A 19977-nucleotide genomic window follows, 5' to 3' on the forward strand; every position below is an offset into this window, starting at 1 on the left:
TTATAGGATAAAGAGAAAGTCAGATGAGAAAAGCATTGCTTTTTCTCCTCTGGCTTTTTCGTTTTGGGCTTTTTAGACAGCCTTTTTTTATTTGAGCTGTTTTTGGATAAAAACGGTTTGGACCCAATAGAAACTGATATACAGAACGGCAGAAACGGCGATTCCCAAAAGCGAGGACATTGTATAGAACACTTCAAGGGCATCAATGCGGCTGCCGAGCAAGCTCAATCCGCCTGCCAGAACAGTGGCGAGCAGAGCTGGTACCTGGAAAGAGGCGGCGGGCTGCTTTCCGGGGAGGCCATAGACCGTGTCCAGATCAATCATTTTTTTGGAGATGAAATAATAATGGATCAGCATCACGCCGATCACCGGACTCAACAGCGCCCCGACCAGATTAAGAAATGCGAAAATGCTTGTGGCGTTCTCCATAAGCTTCCAGGGCAGCAGCACAACCCCGATGGCGGCAACGGCAAACGCGCTTTTTTTGAAATTCAATTTGTCGGGGAACAACGAGGTCAATTGATTGGCTGCCGGGATGACGTTCCCGACGATATTCACGGACAAAGTGGCAAGTGCAAGTGTCGTCAGAGAAAGGATGACCGCGAAGACGCTATCGAATTTATCGACCACTTCGAGGACGTTCCAGACCGGTACGCCAAAAGCAATTTCAGAACCGATAATGATCGAGATGCTGGCAAGCGCGAACAGCAGATAGGTGGCCGCAATCCCGGCGAACTGGCCGGTCGAATGGGCGCGGTCCGAACGCGAATAGCGGGTGATATCCGAAACGCTCAAAATCGGTGCCACCCATGTGGCGACAATTGCGGATACGCAGGAAATCAGCAGGAAGAGGCTGACATTCCTGCTGCCCGCAGGTTCGAACGCGAGAATCGGGGCGATGCCGCCCGCCAACTGGATGGACCAGACGGACATTCCGCCGAACACGATAAACACAAGGACCGTTACCGTTTTCGTCAATTTCCCGAGCGTATTGACGTCAGCGAAGATAAAGAGGATGTTGATGAGCCAGAAAAGCACGAACGACAGCAGGCTGGGTAAACTGAGGCCTAAAAAATCGAAATTGCCGCCCATTGTCAGAAAGCCAGGAAAAAACGTGCCGATAAAGATGGAGACGGCAATGCTGCCGGCATAGGTCTGGAGGCCGAACCACATGATGCCCGCCACGATGCCGCGGAAAAAGCCCGGAAGGATAGCCCCTTTGCCGCCGTAGCTGGCACGCAGGAGGATGGAGAACGGGATGCCGTATTTATTGCCGGCGTGGCCGTTCAGGACGAGCAGGATGGCGACCAGCAGGGCTGCACACGCGATGACAGCGAAAACCTGGCCGGTGGAGAGGCCGAGCGCAAAAAATCCTCCGATCGTGACGTAGGAAGGGATGTTATGGACTGAACCCATCCATACCGAAAAGTAATGGCTGAAACTCCACGTCCGGTTTTCCGGCCCGGTCGGGAGCAGATCCAGGTTGATGGAAGGGGGATTTTTAGGCAAAACATTATTTTGTGTCATACGGCGGATCCTCCAATTTCAGGCTTTTGCGGAATCGGTTTCGGACAGCTTTTTTAATGATGAAAATCCCGCAGACAATGCCGGAAAGCAGAAAGCTGACCCAAACGGATTCGAAATACGTAGTGAATGGATAGGAGGCGAAACCGGACGCGATTCCGACAAACGACGACAGGACCGGCGCAAGCGTCTCCCGGCCTTTGCTGAAGACGATATAAAGGATGGCGAAAATCATGGAACTGTAAATATTGCCGAAAAAGAACAGCAATTGCAGCGGATAGGGCGTCAGGAGAAGGGCTGCCAAAAATAGGATGGCAATCAGCCCCAGCGAGAAAACATTCTTGTACTTGAACTGCTGTTGGGTCGACAATTCGCGGAACTCACCGGCGACATTGCGGATGAAAAGGGAATTCAGCGAATGCAATTCCGAACTGGCGGCTGACAGGACCGCTGCGAAGCAGAACAGGATGAATACAAAAATCAATGCGTTCGATTCCAGGATACTGACCAATTCGAAAATGAGCGAATAGGTGTTTTCAAACGTGCGCCCGGAAATGGCCAGCAAAAAGAGCGAGGTGATGGCGATCGGAATCGTGAACCAGATCATGCCGGTCAGCACGAACGCCATTTTGACCTTTTCTTTTTTGATGATGAACACACGCTGCCATGTCGCCCGATCCGTCAGCATCTGCCCGGAAAACACTAGCAACCCTGTAAAGATGAACCACAGGGATTCCTGGTTTTTCGTAAACAGCAAGTAGGGATGGTACAGTTGGATGCCTTCGAAAATGACCGTCACTCCTTGCTGCATATACGAATAGACAGGAATGAGGATGATGGTGCCGAAAATCAGGATGACGCTGATCCCCGCCAGCTGATGGATGCGGTATAGGCCGCCGATGCCGCCAACCAAGTACAAGAGGGCAAGGAAGAACACCATGCCGATGGCGAGCGGAATCGGGAACAGCATATACAGCAGCAGCCCGGCGCCCATCACCTGGATAAAGAGCGAATATACGCCCATGATTAGCAGCAGCGTCATCATATACCAGTAGCCGAACGGACTCAGCTTCTCTTTCAGCACATCGCCGATTGTCATCCGGCCGGCAAAGGCATAGGCGATTTTGCGGGCGATAAAGCCGAAAAGGACAAGCGCGAGCCCTCCCATGAACGCATAGCCGATGCCGCCGATCAAGCCATAGCGGATAAGCGTTTCCGGAGAGGAAAGAATCGTATTCCCGGTGATCCAGCGGGCAAGGACGCTGACCACCCCGAAGGCGATTCCCAGCTGCACAGCACCTTGGATGTAAAAATCAAAGCTTTTCTTCTTCACTGGCCGATCTCCTTCAGCCGATATTCCCGGGGGGACAATCCGGTCTCTTTCCGGAACATCTGGCTGAAGTAATGCTGGCTGTTGAACCCGCATTTCTCGGAAATCTCCCCGATGCTTGCCTCAGGTTGATCGGTCAGCATTTTCTTGGCCATCATCAGCCGGTAGTGATTGACGTATTCGGAAAACCCGACGCCCACTTCTTCCTGGAATTTGCGGCTTAAATAAGCCGGATTGATATGGATCTTCGAAGCCAGGTAATTGAGCGTAATCTTCTCCTCGTAATTCTGGTGAATCAGCTTCAGGGACTGCTGAATCTGGTTTGAATAGCGGATAAGCTGCGAATAATTGTTGAGCACTTTTACCAGATCCTCTTCGATCACGGGTTTGGTGATGTAATCCACAACGCCCACTTTAATGGCCGCATGGGCATATTCGAAATTCTGGAAAGCGGTGACCATGACGATATCGGCTTTGGAGATGGCTTTCATTTCTTTGGCCAGCTCAAGGCCGGTCTTGCCTGGCAGCTGGATATCCAAAAACGCCAGAAAGATGTCCACCTGGTTCAGGATTTTCATTGCTTGCGAAGCGTCCTGTGCTTTGTGGACTTCCCACATGGGAAAATTCTTGTTGATCAAATACTCCATTTGTTCCAATTCCAGCGGTTCGTCATCGACAAGCAGAATATTCACGGCGGAAGCTCACTCCTTTAGGTCAGATTTGTAAACAAGCGGAAACACGACTTCCACTTTGGTGCGATGCGGAGAATGGGAGATGCCGACGGATTTTTCTTCATCCGGAAACAGCAGGTCGAGCCTTTTCGAAATATTGGAAAGGCCGATGCCTCCGTCAGCTGAAACGGACTCGCCTTCATTGGGCAGGCTGTTAGCGACGGTGATGCGGAGTGCGGAGCCCTCCGCTTCGATGTGGATGGCAAGCTCGGCTTTTCCGGCTTTTTTCTCGAATGAATGCTTAAAGACATTTTCAACGAGCGTCTGGATCAGAAAAGGCAGCGTGATGGCTTGCTGGACATCGGGTTCAGCCGTGATCTGGTAGTCAAGCCTGTCGCGGAAGCGGATTTTCTGGATTTCCAAATAGGAAAGAACATAGGACAATTCCTCTTCGATGGTGATGAACGTCGTATTGGTCTTGTATTTGTGCTTAAGAAGCTTTGAGAACGTTTCGATGGAATGGATCAATTCCTGCTTCCGTTCCAGGCGGGCCAGGCTCAGAATCGAGTTCATCGTATTGAAAAAGAAATGCGGCTGTATCTCCTGGTTCAGCTGATTGTACCGGGCTTTCTGCAGTTCGCTTTCCAGCGCGATTTCGTTTTTTTCCTTCTCGATCAAATCGATGCGCTTTTCAAACACAAACAGGAACAGCAATGTAAAGGCGCCGATCAGCGGGGCAAGGACACATATCATGATGTATAGGGAAAAAGCTTCGATTGTCAGCATCTCATGCACTGCTCCTTGCTTTTTGGATATGGGGCGGATGAATGAAAGGAGAGCACTCCAGTTCCGGGGGCGCTGTAACCTAAAGCTAACCCGAAAAGCAGAAATGCTCAATAGTTATATTACTTTATTTTGTTTTGGGGGGAAGCAAGGGCTCCGGACTGAACAACTCCTCAGCGTAATGGCAGCTGACAAAATGGTTTTCGCGCAGCTCGCGCAGGGCCGGTTCTTCCGTTTTGCACCGGTCCGTAGCAAATGGGCAGCGCGTATGGAAGCGGCAGCCGCTCGGCGGATTGATCGGAGAAGGCACATCGCCTTTCAAAAGGATCCGCTCGTTTTTCACGGAAGGGTTCGGCACCGGAATCGATGACAGCAACGCTTTCGTATACGGGTGCATCGGTGCATCGAAGAGATCCTTTTTGTCCGAGATCTCCACGATTTTCCCGAGGTACATCACCATGACGCGGTCAGAGATATAGCGGACCACACTCAAGTCGTGGGAAATGAACAGGAACGTCAGCTGGAACTGCTTCTGCAGTTTTTTCAGCAAGTTCAGGATCTGAGCCTGTATGGAAACATCAAGCGCTGAAACCGCTTCGTCGCAAATGATCAGTTTCGGATCGACCGCGAGCGCCCGGGCGATCCCGATGCGTTGCCGCTGCCCGCCGCTGAACTCGTGGGGGTAACGGTCCAAGGCTTCGCCCGGCAGGCCGACGAGGTTCAGCAATTCAATCATCCGGTCCCGCTGCAGCGGTTTTGCGACGGATTTCTGGATGGTCATCGCCTCTCCGAGAATCTGCTTGATTGTCTGCCGCGGATTCAAGGAAGCGAAAGGATCCTGGAAAATGACTTGCAGGTCGCCCCGCAGTTCCCGCATTTCTTTTTTCGACAGATCGACGATGTTCTTTCCGGCATAAAACACTTTCCCGTCTGTTGGGTCGTCAAGCCTCAGAATCGCGCGACCGGTCGTCGATTTTCCGCAGCCGGATTCGCCCACGATGCTGAGGGTTTCGCCTTCATTGACGACAAAGGAAATGTCGTCGACGGCTTTGACATATGCTTTTGGCTGGAAAATGGAATCTTTCTTCACGGAGAAGTATTGCTTTAAGTTTGAGACTTCCAAAAGGATCTTTTTTTCTTCGAGTGTCTTCATCAGCTGAATACCTCCTCCTGTGGTTTGGGGCCGGTCCATTGATCTGAATACATCCAGCAGCGGACTTTCGAGCCGTCCGGCTGTTCCAGGAGCTCCGGCTGTTTCTGCAGGCAGACCGCTTCGGCGAACGGGCAGCGGGATGCGAAACGGCATCCCTGGGGCATGCTGTACGAACTCGGCACGCTGCCTTCGATGGTGTATAGCTCTTCTTTGTCTTCATTGATTTTCGGCAGGGAAGCCAGCAACCCGCGCGTATATGGATGCTTCGGCTCGTCGAATAAATTCTGTGTCGGTGCATGTTCAACAATATTCCCGGCGTACATGACGGCTACTGTATTGCAGGTTTCAGCGACGACGCCAAGGTCGTGGGTGATCATGATGACGCCCATGCCGAGTTTCGCCTGAAGGTCTTTGATCAGCTCCAGGATCTGGGCCTGGATGGTTACATCCAATGCGGTGGTCGGCTCGTCGGCGATCAGCACTTCCGGGTTGCATGAAAGGGCCATGGCGATCATGACGCGCTGGCGCATGCCCCCGCTCAATTGGAACGGTTCCTGTTTTGCCCGTTTCTCAGGGGAAGGGATGCCGACCAGCTTCAGCATGTCGACCGCTTTGGCGCGTGCTTCTTTTTTGTTCATTTTCTGGTGGAGGCGGATCGCTTCAGCGATTTGTTCGCCTACCGGGATGACGGGATTCAGCGATGTCATCGGTTCCTGGAAAATCATCGAGATTTCATTGCCGCGGATTTTGCGCATTTCGTTGTCCGGAAGCGAGACGAGGTCCCGGCCCTTGAACAGCACTTGGCCGCCTTCGATTTTTCCTGGCGGGGTCGGGATGAGCCGCAGAATCGAAAGGGACGTGATGCTCTTGCCGCATCCGGATTCGCCGACAATGCCGAGCGTTTCCCCTTTTCTAAGTGAGAAGTCGATTCCGTCGACCGCCTTGCTGACGCCGCGCTTTGTATAGAAGTAGGTTTTCAGATCTTTGACTTCCAAGATCGTTTCGTTTTGTCCAGCCATAGTGGCACCGCCTTTTAGTTTAGTTCGATCCGTTTATTGAAGAATCTGTACAGAATATCCACCAGTAAGTTGACAGCTACGAAGACGAGGGAGGCGACCAATACGCCGCCTTGGACCATCGGCAGATCGCGCATCCGGATCGAATCGACGATCATGCGGCCAAGGCCGTTGATGGCAAAGATCGATTCGACGAGCACCGTGCCGCCGAGCAGCGCCCCGAACTGGAGGCCAACCACTGTAATGACCGGGATCAGCGCGTTGCGGAGAGCGTGCTTGTAAACGATGACGCGTTCTTTCACGCCTTTTGCCCTTGCGGTGCGGATATAGTCCTGCCGGATGACTTCGAGCATGCTGGAGCGGGTCATGCGGGCGACAATTGCTGCACCGCCGGCACCCAGTGTGAAGGCGGGCAAGACAATGTGGGCGATGCTGTCCCAGCCTGCTACCGGGAAAATCTGAAGTTTGACGGAGAATCCGTACATCAGCATCAAGCCGAACCAGAAGCTTGGCAAGGAAATCCCGAGAAGGGCGATGACCATGACAACGGTATCGGTGATCGAGTAGGGTTTTACAGCCGAGATGATGCCGGCAGCCATGCCCAGGACAATCGTGATCATGGTGCTGAAGATGGCCAATTCAAGCGTGATCGGCAGGCGCAGCAGAATTTCATCCAGCACGGGCTGATTGTTCTTCAGCGAAGTTCCAAAATCTCCTCTGAAGATGTTGGAGACGTATTCCACGTATTGGACGTAAAGCGGCTGATTCAGCCCGAGCTGCACCCGGAGTGCTTCAATCGTTTCTTTTGTTGCGCCTTCACCTGCCAACAGGACGGCCGGATCGCCGGGAACCAGCTGCATGATGATGAATACGACGATGGTGACCCCGAAGATGACGGGGACGGTTTGGACAAGCCGGCGGAGAATGAACATTAGCATGGTAAAACCTCCTCTTAATTTCCTGGTTTATTTTTTCATGCGCGGGTCGAAAGCGTCCCGCAAGCCGTCGCCGAAGATGTTGAACCCAAGGACCAGAAACGCGATGGCAAGCCCTGGGAAAATGGCGATGTAAGGAGCCGAGAACAGGAAGTCGCGTCCGCTGCTGAGCATCGTGCCCCATTCGGAAGAAGGCGGCTGGGCGCCCAGTCCAAGGAAGGAAAGGCCGGCCGCCGATAAGATGGCAGTGGCTACCCGCAAGGTGCCTTGTACAATGATCGGCGACATGATATTCGGAAGGATGTGCTTGAAAATGATGGTGCCGTCTTTTGCGCCGAGCGAACGGATGGCATCGATATATTCCAGCTGCTTCACTTCGAGCGTCGAACCCCTGACGATGCGGGCGAACAAAGGGACTGAAAACGCGCCGACTGCAATTGTCACGTTGATCAGGCTCGGCCCGAGCGCACTGACGATGGCAAGGGCAAGCAGGATTCCCGGGAAAGCCAGAAGGACATCCATACACCGCATGATGATGGAATCGATCCATTTGCCGTAATAGCCGGCAATCAGCCCGAGAGTGATGCCGAAGAAAGCGCCGAAGATGACGGCGGCAAAACCGACTCCCATCGATAATCTGGATCCGTAGAGAATCCGGCTCAGGATATCTCTTCCTTTGTCATCGGTGCCCATCCAGTGTTCCGTGGACGGCGGCATGAGTTTATTCTCCAGGTTGATGTCATGCGGATGGTAAGGCGCAAGGACAGGTGCGAAAACCGCGATAAAGATATAGAAGAGAATGATGAGGCCTCCTACTACTGCAGCTTTGTTCTCAAGGAAAACGGAGAAGAAGCTGCCGAAGACCGATTGCTTCGGGTGGTCGAGTGTCTGGGTGACGATTAGCGGTTTTTCCTTATTCAATTCGATTGCCATAATACCCCTCCATAACGGATTATTTTTTTGGAACGAAAAGCGTCTGCGAGTCCTTAAGGTGCAGGGCGATTTATTTCAAATTATCAGAATCTCAAGGAAAGTAAATGCAATTGGGCATAGTAGTCGAAATAGTGAAATTATTTGTAAAGATAGTGTAAATAATCTTCTGTCTATTCTCTTATCATTAGGGATGAGCTCACCAAAGAGATTTTCACTGCCCATATGCAGCGCAAGAAAAATCACAAGGAGAAAGAGGGATTCATTATGAAGAGAAAAAGCGTTAAGCACATTGCGTTGGCATTCATGGTGGTGTTCAGCCTGCTTTTGGCAGCCTGCTCCACCAACTCAGCACAGTCCGGCGACAAAGAAGCAACTGCCAAGGAAAATTCGACAGGAGGGACGCTGAACGTCGTGCGGCTTTCGGATGCCACCAACTTGGATCCGCATTTCATCACCGACATCCCGTCAGCAAACATCAATTACCAGAAAGTCTATGAAGGCTTGGTGAAGCCGGACAAAGATTTCGTCCTGCAGCCATCGCTCGCGAAAGAATGGAAAGTGATTGACGATACGACATGGGAATTCAAGTTGAACGAAGGCATCACGTTCCATGACGGCGCGCCGTTTGATGCAGAAGCGGTCAAAGCGACATTCGACCGTCTGCTGGATCCTGCAACAGCTTCTCCGCAGCGCGAAAAGTTCTCCATGATCAAAGAAGTGAAAGTGATTGATCCGACAACTGTCCAATTGCTGTTGGAATACCCGTACGCACCGCTTTTGTCCATCCTGGCGAGCCAGGAAGGAAGCATCATCAGCCCGAAGGCGTTAGCGGAAAACCCGGAATCCCTGAAAGAAAAACCGGTGGGTACCGGACCGTTCGTCTTTGAAAGCTGGAAGAGCGGACAGGAAATCTCGTTGACAAAAAATGAAGAATACTGGGGCGAAAAGCCATCCATCGACCGCGTCGTCTTTAAAGTGGTTCCGGAAGATGCCACAAGGCTGGCAATGATCGAAACCGGGGAGGCACACATCAATGACCAAGTGCCGGTCACAGAAATCGAGCGCATCGAAGCTTCTGAAACCATGGCCCTTACCCGTACGGAAGGGCTGGCAGTGGAGTTCCTCGGCTTCAACACCCAAAAAGCACCGCTGGACGATGAACGCGTGCGCAAAGCGATCAGCCACGCCATCGAACGCGAATCGATCATCTCAGGCGTCTATAACAATGTCGGAACATTGGCCAACTCGGCCATGAGCCCGAAAGTCTTCGGCCACAGTGAAAACAGCAAGCCGGCAGAGTACGATTTGAACGAAGCGAAAAAACTGCTGAAAGAGGCAGGCGCTGAAAACCTGAAGATTTCCTTGCTGACCAGCGACCGGAAAGAACGCATCAATATGGCGGAAGTCATCCAGTCGCAATTGAAGGGCATTGGCGTCGAAGTGGAAATCCAGGTCGTGGAATATGGAACATTCATCGAAATGACGAATAGCGGAGAACACCAGATGTACATCAGCGGCTGGGGCAATGCAACCGGAGACGGCGACTATAACCAGTACAACCTTTTCCATACGGCATCCCACGGACCGGCTGGCAACTCGTTCTATTACAGCAATCCGGAAGCGGACAAATTGATTGAAGCGGCGCGTGAAGAAACGGACGAAAACAAGCGCTTGGAGATTTATGAAGAAGTTGCACAGATCGAGCTTGATGAAGCAGTCTACGTGCCGATCCGCAATTACGAACACATCGCAGCACACAATAAAAGCGTCAGCGGCTATTGGCTGAACGCTGCAAACTACTTGATGATCGATGAAGTCGAAATAGCTGAATAACAAACAGAAAACAGAAAAAGTGCTGCCCCCTGGTGCTTTTTCTGTTTTTCACTGGAGGGAAGAACATGGAGAACCGATGGATCACCAATGTCCGGCTGGAAAAAGGATTCAAGAAAGACGGCAATCGCATCACAGGAACCGAAACGGAAATCGTGCACCTGGAAATCGAAGGCGGCAAGATCAAGTCCATTTCGGGAAAATTGCCAACAGGCGCTTTTGCGCAATACGATGCAGGCGGCGCACTCCTGCTGCCTTCGATGCGGGAAATGCATATCCACATCGACAAGACCTATTACAGCGGACCGTGGAAAGCCTGCACCCCGCTGACCAAAGGAATTTTTACACGCCTCGAAGAAGAAAAAGCGCTCTTGCCGAAACTGCTGCCGACCGCCCAGGAGCGGGCGGAGAACATGATTGAGCTGCTGATCCGCAACGGGCACACCCATATCCGCACACACTGCAACATCGATCCGGTCATCGGACTGAAAAACCTGGAAGCGACCGTTCGGGCACTGGAGAATTACAAAGATGCCATCACTTATGACATCGTCGCTTTCCCCCAGCACGGGCTGTTGCGGAGCGATTCCGTATGGCTGGTGCGGGAGGCGATGAAGAACGGGGCGACGCTGGTCGGCGGGGTAGATCCGGCAACGGTCGACCGCCACATCGAGCGGTCGCTGTCGGCCGTCTTCGATATCGCGGCGGAACATGATAAAGGCATCGACCTCCACCTCCATGATCCCGATACACTCGGCGCCTTCACATTCAGCCGGCTTGCCGACTACACGGCACAGGCTGGCATGCAGGGCCGCGTGACCATCAGCCATGCGATGGCGCTCGGCGATTTGGAAGGGGACGCCTTGTCCTCGATGCTTGCAGAACTGCGGGAGCAACGGATTGATGTGACGACCACCATCCCGATCAACCGTCCGACGATTCCGGTGGTGGAAATCGACCGGGCCGGAATCGGCGTCTCGCTCGGCCATGACAGCATCACCGACCACTGGTCGCCGTTCGGAACAGGGAACACCATCCGGAAACTGGGCGTGCTGGCGGAGCGGTTTAAAACCATCGATGAATTTTCACTGAACCGTTTGCTGAAATATGCAACGGGCGGCGTGACGCCGCTTGATGAAAGCGGACAAAGAGTTTGGCCGATGGCCGGGGATGCGGCATCCATGATGCTGGTTGACGCGAGCTGTACAGCAGAGGCGATTGCGAGAAGAGCGGACATCAAAGCGGTGTTTTTCAACGGCAACGAAATCCGAAACAAGCTGCTTCAACTGCAGTGAAGAGAAAGAAGGGAGGAACTCTTATGAAGACATCGGTATGGCTGAAAAACGTATTTTTGGAAGCGGGGCTGGAGCCTGGCGGCAACGGTTCCGTGGAGACCCGCACGGCACTTTACGATCTGAAGATCGAAGACGGAAAAATCAGCTGGATACAGCCGGCAGGCGAACCCGTGGAAGCGGACGAAAAGACCATGGACGCCAAAGGGCTGCTGGTCCTGCCTTCGTTCAAGGAAATGCACAACCACTTGGATAAGACGTATCTTTCGCTCGACTGGAAAGCCTGCCAGCCGGCCTTTAATCTGAAGCAGCGACTGGAGCTTGAAGCGGCGGAATTGAATGATTTGGCCGAAACGGCTGAACAGCGGGCTTCGGCGATGATCGGGCTGCTCCAGTCAAAAGGGGCGACCCACATCCGGACGCACGTCAACATCGACCCGTATATCGGACTGAAAAACTTGGAAGGCATACGGTCCGCCCTCGAAGCCCATAGGGATCAATTGACGTATGATATCGTCGCTTTCCCGCAGCACGGCTTGCTGAACGGCGGCGTCCCGGAACTGATGAAAGAAGCGATGCGTTCGGGCGCGACGATGGTCGGAGGGCTCGATCCTGCCGGCATCGACCGGAATATTGAGAAATCACTGGATGCCATGATGGAAATGGCGACAGAATTCGACGCCGATGTGGACATCCATCTGCACGACAGCGGGAATGTCGGATTCTACACAGTTGAAAAATTGGCCGGTCTGGTGCGAGAGGCGGGTTGGCAGAACCGGGTTGCCGTCAGCCACGCGTTCAGCCTCGGCGAAGTGGCGATTGCCCAGCAGGAGAAAATTGCGGCTGAACTGGCGGAAACGGGCGTGGCGATCATGTCCACTGTGCCCATCACCAAAACGATGCCGCCGATTGAGCTGCTGGATCAGCGCGGCGTGAAGGTCCACTTCGGCTGCGACGGATTCTACGATTCCTGGTCGCCTTACGGAACAGGAGATCTCCTGGAAAAAGTCTCACGTTACAGTGAACTTTACCGGAAAAGCGATGAACGCGGTTTGGCGAATTCGCTGAAATTCGCAACGGGCGGAATCGTTCCGCTTTCGGATGAAGGGGAAATGCTGTGGCCAAAAATAGGCGACGATGCCGATTTCGTCTTTGTGGAAGCATCCTGTTCTGCCGAAGCGGTCGCGCGGACGCCGGAGCGGAAAGCCGTCATGTTCCAAGGCCGTCTGGTCTATGGAGGCCTGTAAGATGGAAGCGCATGTAGCCGATGACTTTCTCGTGCTGGCGAGCGCCTTGGGAGATCCGGAGAAAGTAAGGGAACTTCTAGGGCGAAGCGCCAACGTCCATTACCAGAATGAATTCGGGCAAACGGCGCTGATGGCTGCAGTCCTGTCCAACCGCCTGGAGGCAGCGGAGATGCTCCTGTTGGCAGGGAGCGATCCGGATGCCAAGGACCGGAACGGTTTGAGCCCGTTCATCGCCGCAGGAGCACATGGCTATGCCGATCTTTTGAAAGGGATGGCAGAATACGGAGCAGACGTCACCAGCGTCAACCGCTTCGGTGGAACGGCGCTGCTGCCTTCAAGCGAAAAGGGATATGCCAAAACGGTCCAGTACGGCGTGAAGGCAGGTGTGCCGGTGAACCACGCCAATAGACTCGGATGGACGGCTTTGCACGAAGCGGTGATTCTCGGCGATGGCGGCTTTCTTTATGGATTGGTGATCCGCCTTCTGCTTGAAGGAGGTGCAGATATTCACATTAAGGACCGTCAGGGGTTGTCCCCTCTTGAACATGCCCGTCTCCTTGGCCAGCAACGAATCGTCGAACTCTTAGAAAATATGGGAACGGAAAATGCGTGTCTGGAAACTGAACTGCTTGCCCTCTATAAGGAAGGCCGCTATGAAGAGGCTTTAAAAATCATCGAAAAGGCAGTTGCTGAAGGAGTGGATGACGGGATGTCACTCCATTTCTGGGCCGGGTTGCTGCTGCAGGAGGAAAAATGCTATGAAGAGGCGGTGACTGCCTACCAGAAAGAAATGCAGCTATCTGGCGCCGGAAGTGAATTCCACTTCTGCCTAGCAAACTGTTTCCGTCTGATGGACCGGCCCGAAGAGGCGCTGGAAGCGTTCGACCAGGGAAGCGAAGAAAATCCGCACTCCACTTTTTTTCTTTATCATAAATCCAACTACTTGCGTGAACTTGGGAGACACGCGGAAGCAGTCGCCACAATGGACGAACTGCTAAGCAGATTGCCGGGCCGTCCGGATTTCCTGTTCCATAAAGCGAACAGCCTCCGCTCCCTTGGAAAGCACGAGGAAGCGGTCCGGGCAATGGAAGAAGCCATCGCAATCGATCCCGGCAATGACCTTTTCAGCGAACATAAAAGCCGCTCAATCGAATTGCTCGGGAAAAACCGGCAGGGTCAAGCGAATATGGGTTAACACCCGAACAGGAAGCAGCCTTCAAGGGCTGCGGAGCTTGTAGACAAAAGAGTATTATATTTCACTTAAAAGATAGACATACATTTAGGAGAAGCTATCCCAAATCCTCCACTACAGGCGGACGCTTTCCGCGGGCTCGCGCCGAACTAACTCGGACTGGCGTCCGAGTGGATTTCGGGACTTCGCTATCCCGCAGGCAAAACCGATGCAGGAACATGGTTTTTCAGTGACGAGGAGACTGAAGCCGAGCCCACGGAAAGCGAAGTGGCCAGCCCGGTCAGGCTGATACATCTCTATTCATCTTAATTCGACTTTGTCTATAGTCTGAGCAGCCTTCAAAGGCTGCTTTTTCTGTATTTAAGAAACATAACAGAGATAAAATTACAGTTCGATAAACCGGAATAGTCAGATAATTGTTTGACTGGACAACCGAACTTCGCAATAATGGACGTACATCCTGTTTTGCTGCTGGGCCACGGAAAGGCGATTGGGTACATAAAAGGAGGAAGCGCAATGGATTACCGTACAATTGGGAAAACGGGCATCAAAGTATCGAGCCTTTGCTTCGGGACGATGTCATTCGGGGGCAATGCCGATGCGGAAACGTCGCGGGCGATGTTCAACCGCTGCCGGGAAGCGGGCATCAATTTCTTCGACTGCGCCAATGTCTACAACAAAGGCGAGTCGGAAGAGATCCTGGGCTGGTGCATCGCGGACAGCCGGGATGACCTGGTACTGACGACAAAGGTGAACGGAAAAATGGGTCCCGGAGTCAACGACCGCGGCCTTTCGCGCCGCCACATCATGCGGGAAGTGGAGAACAGCCTGAAGCGGCTGAACACGGACCGCATCGAATTCTATTTTGTCCACGCCTTCGATCCGGATACGCCGATCGAGGAGACGCTGCGGGCGATGGACGACCTGCAGCGCCAGGGCAAAATCCTCTATCCGGGCGTCAGCAATTGGGCCGCCTGGCAGATCGCGACGTCGCTCGGCATTTCCTACCGTGAGAGCCTCGCGCGTTTCGAATGCATCCAGCCGATGTACAACCTCGTGAAGCGCCAGGCGGAAGTGGAAATCCTGCCGCTTGCCGCAGCTGAACAGATGGGCGTCATCACCTACAGCCCGCTTGGCGGCGGCCTGCTGACCGGGAAATATGCAGGCGGACAGAAACCGGCGCAAGGCCGCCTCGTTGAGCAAAAAAACTACGAAAAGCGCTACGGCGATAAAACCTATTTCGAAACGGCCGACCGCTTCACACAATATGCCGAGGAGCAAGGCCATCATCCGGCATCGCTTGCTGTCGCCTGGGCGATGACCCATCCGGCTGTCACGGCGCCGATCATTGGCGCCCGGAACCTGGAGCAGCTGGAGCCGTCACTTGCTGCGCTAGACATCGACATGACGCCGGAATGGCGCAATGAAATCTCCGGCCTGTCGACCGCGCCGCCGCCGGCAACGGACCGCACGGAAGAGGTATAGGAGCAACGCCATTCAAAAAGCACGCCTGACAATTGCGTCAGGCGTGCTTTTTTGAGATGTTTTATTCGTGGACCCTGCCGTTTGGGGAGTGTTCTATTTCTGCCCTAGTTCTTTTCCCATCCCTTTCAGGAAGTTCAACCCGAAACGGATCGAGCGGTTGACGTCCGGATCGCGCAGCGCTTTCCACAGGCCCAACGGACCGATTTTCCGGCGGGCTGCCTGTGCCTTTTCCGCTTCGTGGAAGCCGCCTTGGACTCCCGCTGCGAGCTTCGCGGTCGTGCCTGGGTCAATCGACGTCAAGGCGCCCGCTGCGTTCATTACATTGTTGATGAGCGTCGTCACAGGTTCGCGCGCGGCCTGGTGGACCGCAATTTCGGTCAGGTTTTCCCGCGCCTTGACCATCGCATTCACGGCATCCAGGATGCCGGCCTTGTCCAGTTCGCCGGTGATTTCGAGTAGCTTGTGGAGCGCCTGCTGCTGCTCGGCTACTTGGGTTTCGAGTTCAAAGAGCCGCTGGAGCTTGAGTTCCGCGGGCGTCAGCTGCTTTTTATGGATTCGTGTAATCGGTGTCGCCAAAGCACATCACCTTTCTTCCGGTTGGTCGGTCAGCGGCACATGGTCCGGTCGCTGCCATTTGCGTTCGACTTCCACGCCCCGTGTCGGGTGGCGCCGTTTAGTGCGGTGGTTCGTCTTCGGCAGTGGATCGTGGCCGTCTTTCTGCAGCACTTCCATCCGCACCATCGTCTGCTTGAAGGCCGGCGTGTTGGTCCGCTGGTCGGTCGCGGGTCCGGTCAGGAAATTGATAGCGCGTTCCTTTTTCACCGAATGCATCGGCAGGAACAGCTCGTTGCCCTGGACCCTGCCGGTCACGACCACCGGCACTTTCACGGCGCCGTAAGGAGAAACGAGCCGGACGACCGAACCGTTTCGGAGGTCCCGCGCCTCTGCGAGTTCCGGCGACACTTCGACGAAATTCTCCGGCACCTTCTCGTGGATGCCGCTAGAGCGGTCTGTCAAGTTGCCTTCGTGGAAATGTTCGAGCATGCGCCCGTTGTTGATGTGCAAATCGAATTCATCCGGGAATTTCACCGGCTCGACCCAGTCGGACAGCGCAAAACGCGCTTTCTTGTCATCGAAATTAAAGCCGTCGGCATACAGCAGCGGGGTGCTCGATCCGTCGAGGCTGCCCCATAGGAAGCTGTTCCAGCCTTCGAGTGATTCGTAGTCCGCTTGAGCAAACAGCGGCGTCAGGCTGGCCATTTCGGCGAAGATCTCGCCCGGGTGGCTGTAATCCCAATCGGCGCCGAGGCGCTTTGCGATTTCCTGGACGATCCACCAGTCGGGCTTCGCCCCTCCAAGTTCCGGCAGCGCCTGGTAAAGCCGCTGCACGCGGCGCTCCGTATTGGTGAACGTGCCTTCTTTTTCAAGCGATGGCACCGCCGGCAGGATGACATCGGCGTATTGCGCCGTGCGGGAGAAGAAGATGTCCTGCACCACGAAAAAATCCAGTTTCGACAGGACTTCGTCGACATGGTTCGAATTGGAGTCGACAAGCGCCATGTCTTCGCCGACGACATACATCGCCTTCATGATGCCTTCGTCGACGGCCCGCAGCATCGACACGTTGTCGAAGCCCGGTTTGTCTGAGATCTTGACGCCGTAGGCCTGTTCGAACTTCGAACGCGCCGCGTCGTCGGAGACGTGCTGATAGCCCGGCAGCCAGGCAGGGAGGGAGCCCATGTCGCAGGCGCCCTGCACGTTGTTGTGCCCGCGGAGCGGATAGGCCCCGGCGCCCGGGCGGCGGTAATTGCCGGTCGCCAGCAGCAGATTCGAGATGGCGGCGGACGTATCCGAACCGCCGGTGTTCTGCGTCACGCCCATGCCCCATAGGATGCATGTGCCGTCCGCATCGCGGATGGCTTCGGCAATCGCGATGAGTGTTTCCTGCGAAAGCCCGGTTTCTTGTTGGGCATAGTCAAGCGTGTATTTTCCGAGCACTTCTTTGAACTCCCCGAAATGGTGGACATTCTCATCGATAAAGCGCTGGTCGTGCCAGCCCTGGTCGATCAGGTATTTGGTGACGGCCATCAGCCACACCTGGTCCGTGCCCTGTTTCGGGCGGATGAAGATGTCGGCGCGTTCGGCCATCTCGTTTTTCCGCAAATCGGCGACGATCAGCTTCTGGCCGTGCAGCTTATGCGCCCGCTTGACGCGTGTCGCAAGGACCGGATGCCCTTCGGCCGGATTGGCGCCGACGATGATGACGAGCCCGGCGCTTGCGATGTCTTGGATGGTGCCCGCATCGCCGCCCATGCCGACAGTGCGGAACAGGCCGTCCGTCGCTGGCGTCTGGCAATAGCGCGAGCAATTGTCGACGTTGTTCGATTCGAACACTTGGCGCGTAAGCTTTTGGATGACGTAATTGTCCTCGTTGGTGATCTTCGAAGACGAGATGATGCCGACGCCGTCCTTGCCGTGTTCCCGGCGGATCTCCCCGAGGCGCAGGGCGACCAGGTCGAGCGCATCTTCCCAGGAAGCTTCGATGAATTCATCGCCGCGGCGGATGAGCGGCGTGGTCAGCCGTTCTTCGCTGTTGACGAAATCCCAGCCGAATTTCCCTTTGACGCATGTCGAAATGGCGTTCGCCGGCGCTTCCGAGACCGGCTGGATCTTCAGGATCTTCCGGTCTTTCGTCCATACTTCGAACGAGCAGCCGACGCCGCAGAACGTGCACACTGTCTTGGTCTTTTTCGTCCGGGTCTCGCGCATCGCCGCTTCCGCGTCGGAAATTGCGAGGATGCCGCTGTAGCCCGGTTCGACATCTTTCACCAAGTCGATCATCGGCGTCAGGATGTCATCTTTCAGGCTGGTCATGAAGCCGGCTTCGCCGAGCATGGAATTTTCCATGAGGGCATTGCACGGGCAAACCGTGACGCAGTGGCCGCAGCTGACGCAGGACGAATCGTTGATCTTCGCGCCGCCGTCCCACAGCACAATCGGGCGGTCCCGTTCCCAGTCCATCGACAAGGTTTCATTGACCTGCAGGTTCTGGCACGCTTCGACGCATTGCCCGCAGGCGATGCACTGGTTCGGGTCGTAGCGGTAGAACGGATTGGTGAAATCGACGGCATCCGTTGAACATTTCGGCTCGAACGGATATTTCTGGTGCTCGATCTCCATCATGTCCACGGTGTTGTGGACCTTGCAGTTGCCGTTGTTATTGTCGCAGACCGTGCAGTACAATAGATGATTCTCGAGGATCCGGTCCATCGCTTCCGTCTGCGCTTCTTTCGCTCGCGGGGAAGCGAGGCGGATGTCCATCCCATCGATGGCTTTCATCGAACAGGTCCGTACGAGCCGCCCGTCCACTTCCGCGATGCACGTGTCGCAGGTTTCAATCGGATCGACTTCCGGCAAATAGCAGATCTGCGGATGCGCAATCCCGTGTGCATTGGCCACCTGGAGAATCGTCTGCCCTTCCTCGAACTCATAAAACGAACCGTTTATCTTGACCGGCATGCCGGCACCTCCTTTTTCATCATGGCTGATTGGGGCAATGGATGATTTCTGGTTTCACTTCACGGAGCGGCTGGAGCAATTGATAAAGAACGAACGCTTTTATCCGGCTTGCCGAAAAAACCGGCGCCATTCCTTTCACAGCCCATTCCCGTTATGATTGTATTATAATCAATTTAGCAGAGCGCTACAATGAATTTACGGAATAGTCAAACTAATGGCGGCGTCATAAAGGAGAAGGGTTATGGAGAACAAACAGCAGACCGCCCGGAAAGTGCTCCGCTACGAAAAGGGAGCGTTCTCGGAACGGGAGGAAAGGGTCGTCACCGAACAGCCCGTCATCATCTATATCAATGGACGCGAATTTATCACGATCGTCTGCACGCCGGAGTTCATCAAGGACATGGCGGTCGGCTTTCTGGCGTCCGAAGGCATCATCCCGAATCCGAAAAACATCTGGGACATCCGCGTCGACAGCGAAAAGGGCATCGTCCGGGTTGAAGCGGACAAAGTCCACCCGTTTTTTGAAAACCTGCAGAACAAGCGCTTTATCTCTTCGTGCTGCGGGATGAGCCGGCAAGGCTTCGTGTTTGCCCATGACGCGCTGACCGTCAAAGGGATGGAATGGAAGGCGTCCGGACCACGCTGACGCCGGAAGGCTGTTTTTCCCTGATGCGGCAGCTGGAAGAGAGCGCGGAGACATTCCGGAAAACCGGCGGGGTCCACAATGCTGCGCTTTGCAGCGCCGATGGCTTTTTCCTGCCGCGCATGGACATCGGCCGGCACAATGCGCTCGATAAGATCTACGGCCATTGCCTCCGAAACGACATCGATGTGCGCGACAAGGTCATCGCCTTCAGCGGCCGCATCTCCTCGGAAATCCTGCTGAAAGTTGCGAAGATCGGCTGCGCCGTCATCCTGTCGAAATCCGCGCCCACGGAACTCGCGCTGGAGCTCGCAGAAGAGCTCGGCATCACCGCGGTCGGCTTTGTGCGGGGCGAATCGTTCAACCTGTATACCCATCCCGAGCGGATCGTGGAACAGAATAAAAAATAACCCCTGCACCCGGC

15 protein-coding genes and 1 pseudogene are annotated in these 19977 nt (G+C 54.4%); 6 read left to right on the forward strand and 10 right to left on the reverse strand.

What is annotated here, in order from left to right; all coding sequences use genetic code 11:
* Positions 1-87 precede the first annotated feature (87 nt).
* From ACTL32_RS04750 to ACTL32_RS04785, 8 genes are all read right to left on the reverse strand, one after another.
* A complete protein-coding gene (locus ACTL32_RS04750) occupies positions 88-1527 on the reverse strand; it encodes a cytosine permease (RefSeq protein ID WP_441340379.1) in 1440 nt (479 codons plus the stop codon).
* Complete coding sequence (locus ACTL32_RS04755; protein ID WP_441340380.1) at positions 1514-2857, reverse strand: sodium:solute symporter family transporter; 1344 nt, start codon at positions 2855-2857, stop codon at positions 1514-1516. Before ACTL32_RS04755 ends, ACTL32_RS04750 begins: the two co-directional genes overlap by 14 nt.
* Positions 2854-3546, reverse strand: coding sequence for a helix-turn-helix domain-containing protein (locus tag ACTL32_RS04760; RefSeq protein ID WP_441340381.1), 693 nt, complete (start codon positions 3544-3546; stop codon positions 2854-2856). Before ACTL32_RS04760 ends, ACTL32_RS04755 begins: the two co-directional genes overlap by 4 nt.
* A 9-nt stretch (positions 3547-3555) precedes the next feature.
* Positions 3556-4311, reverse strand: coding sequence for a sensor histidine kinase (locus ACTL32_RS04765; protein WP_441340382.1), 756 nt, complete (start codon positions 4309-4311; stop codon positions 3556-3558).
* Between the two features lie 124 nt (positions 4312-4435).
* Positions 4436-5461 carry an ABC transporter ATP-binding protein gene (locus ACTL32_RS04770; RefSeq protein WP_441340383.1) on the reverse strand — a complete coding sequence of 342 codons (1026 nt, stop codon included), beginning with the start codon at positions 5459-5461 and terminating at the stop codon, positions 4436-4438.
* A complete protein-coding gene (locus tag ACTL32_RS04775) occupies positions 5461-6480 on the reverse strand; it encodes an ABC transporter ATP-binding protein (protein ID WP_441340384.1) in 1020 nt (339 codons plus the stop codon). The genes ACTL32_RS04770 and ACTL32_RS04775 overlap by 1 nt, the downstream gene beginning before the upstream one ends.
* A 14-nt stretch (positions 6481-6494) precedes the next feature.
* Positions 6495-7415, reverse strand: coding sequence for a nickel ABC transporter permease (gene nikB / locus ACTL32_RS04780; protein ID WP_204891564.1), 921 nt, complete (start codon positions 7413-7415; stop codon positions 6495-6497).
* A 27-nt stretch (positions 7416-7442) separates the two neighbouring features.
* Positions 7443-8345: an ABC transporter permease gene (locus ACTL32_RS04785; protein ID WP_204891563.1), complete on the reverse strand. Its 903-nt coding sequence runs from the start codon at positions 8343-8345 to the stop codon at positions 7443-7445.
* Positions 8346-8609: 264 nt separating this feature from the next.
* Between ACTL32_RS04785 and ACTL32_RS04790 the strand changes: the two genes are divergently transcribed.
* From ACTL32_RS04790 to ACTL32_RS04810, 5 genes are all read left to right on the forward strand, one after another.
* Positions 8610-10178: a glutathione ABC transporter substrate-binding protein gene (locus tag ACTL32_RS04790; protein ID WP_441340385.1), complete on the forward strand. Its 1569-nt coding sequence runs from the start codon at positions 8610-8612 to the stop codon at positions 10176-10178.
* A 65-nt stretch (positions 10179-10243) separates the two neighbouring features.
* Positions 10244-11470: an amidohydrolase family protein gene (locus tag ACTL32_RS04795; protein ID WP_441340386.1), complete on the forward strand. Its 1227-nt coding sequence runs from the start codon at positions 10244-10246 to the stop codon at positions 11468-11470.
* Between the two features lie 23 nt (positions 11471-11493).
* Positions 11494-12714 carry an amidohydrolase family protein gene (locus tag ACTL32_RS04800; RefSeq protein ID WP_441340387.1) on the forward strand — a complete coding sequence of 407 codons (1221 nt, stop codon included), beginning with the start codon at positions 11494-11496 and terminating at the stop codon, positions 12712-12714.
* A 1-nt stretch (position 12715) separates the two neighbouring features.
* Positions 12716-13909 carry an ankyrin repeat domain-containing protein gene (locus ACTL32_RS04805; RefSeq protein ID WP_441340388.1) on the forward strand — a complete coding sequence of 398 codons (1194 nt, stop codon included), beginning with the start codon at positions 12716-12718 and terminating at the stop codon, positions 13907-13909.
* A 513-nt stretch (positions 13910-14422) separates the two neighbouring features.
* The gene (locus ACTL32_RS04810; protein WP_441340389.1) at positions 14423-15391 is read left to right on the forward strand and encodes an aldo/keto reductase; all 969 of its coding nucleotides are present in this window, start codon (positions 14423-14425) and stop codon (positions 15389-15391) included.
* Positions 15392-15484: 93 nt separating this feature from the next.
* Here ACTL32_RS04810 and ACTL32_RS04815 read toward each other — a convergent pair whose 3' ends face one another.
* Entirely contained in the window at positions 15485-15967 is a 483-nt protein-coding gene (locus ACTL32_RS04815; RefSeq protein ID WP_441340390.1) for a DUF1641 domain-containing protein, read from the reverse strand.
* 6 nt (positions 15968-15973) lie between these two features.
* The gene (gene fdhF, locus ACTL32_RS04820) at positions 15974-18910 is read right to left on the reverse strand and encodes a formate dehydrogenase subunit alpha (RefSeq protein ID WP_441340391.1); all 2937 of its coding nucleotides are present in this window, start codon (positions 18908-18910) and stop codon (positions 15974-15976) included.
* Positions 18911-19151: 241 nt separating this feature from the next.
* Here fdhF and fdhD point away from each other — a divergent pair.
* Positions 19152-19963, forward strand: a pseudogene (gene fdhD / locus ACTL32_RS04825) (formate dehydrogenase accessory sulfurtransferase FdhD).
* Positions 19964-19977: the final 14 nt, after the last annotated feature.

The organism is Planococcus sp. FY231025 (genome assembly GCF_052078085.1).
GTDB lineage: Bacteria > Bacillota > Bacilli > Bacillales_A > Planococcaceae > Planococcus.

Bases quoted from the DNA above. Each gene is read 5' to 3' on its own strand.
- ACTL32_RS04750 (WP_441340379.1), bottom strand. From the start codon at position 1,527: ATGACACAAAATAATGTTTTGCCTAAAAATCCCCCTTCCATCAACCTG.
- ACTL32_RS04800 (WP_441340387.1), top strand. From the start codon at position 11,494: ATGAAGACATCGGTATGGCTGAAAAACGTATTTTTGGAAGCGGGGCTG.
- ACTL32_RS04785 (WP_204891563.1), bottom strand. From the start codon at position 8,345: ATGGCAATCGAATTGAATAAGGAAAAACCGCTAATCGTCACCCAGACA.
- ACTL32_RS04765 (WP_441340382.1), bottom strand. From the start codon at position 4,311: ATGCTGACAATCGAAGCTTTTTCCCTATACATCATGATATGTGTCCTT.
- ACTL32_RS04795 (WP_441340386.1), top strand. From the start codon at position 10,244: ATGGAGAACCGATGGATCACCAATGTCCGGCTGGAAAAAGGATTCAAG.
- ACTL32_RS04770 (WP_441340383.1), bottom strand. From the start codon at position 5,461: ATGAAGACACTCGAAGAAAAAAAGATCCTTTTGGAAGTCTCAAACTTA.
- ACTL32_RS04805 (WP_441340388.1), top strand. From the start codon at position 12,716: ATGGAAGCGCATGTAGCCGATGACTTTCTCGTGCTGGCGAGCGCCTTG.
- ACTL32_RS04810 (WP_441340389.1), top strand. From the start codon at position 14,423: ATGGATTACCGTACAATTGGGAAAACGGGCATCAAAGTATCGAGCCTT.
- ACTL32_RS04790 (WP_441340385.1), top strand. From the start codon at position 8,610: ATGAAGAGAAAAAGCGTTAAGCACATTGCGTTGGCATTCATGGTGGTG.
- nikB (WP_204891564.1), bottom strand. From the start codon at position 7,415: ATGCTAATGTTCATTCTCCGCCGGCTTGTCCAAACCGTCCCCGTCATC.
- fdhF (WP_441340391.1), bottom strand. From the start codon at position 18,910: ATGCCGGTCAAGATAAACGGTTCGTTTTATGAGTTCGAGGAAGGGCAG.
- ACTL32_RS04775 (WP_441340384.1), bottom strand. From the start codon at position 6,480: ATGGCTGGACAAAACGAAACGATCTTGGAAGTCAAAGATCTGAAAACC.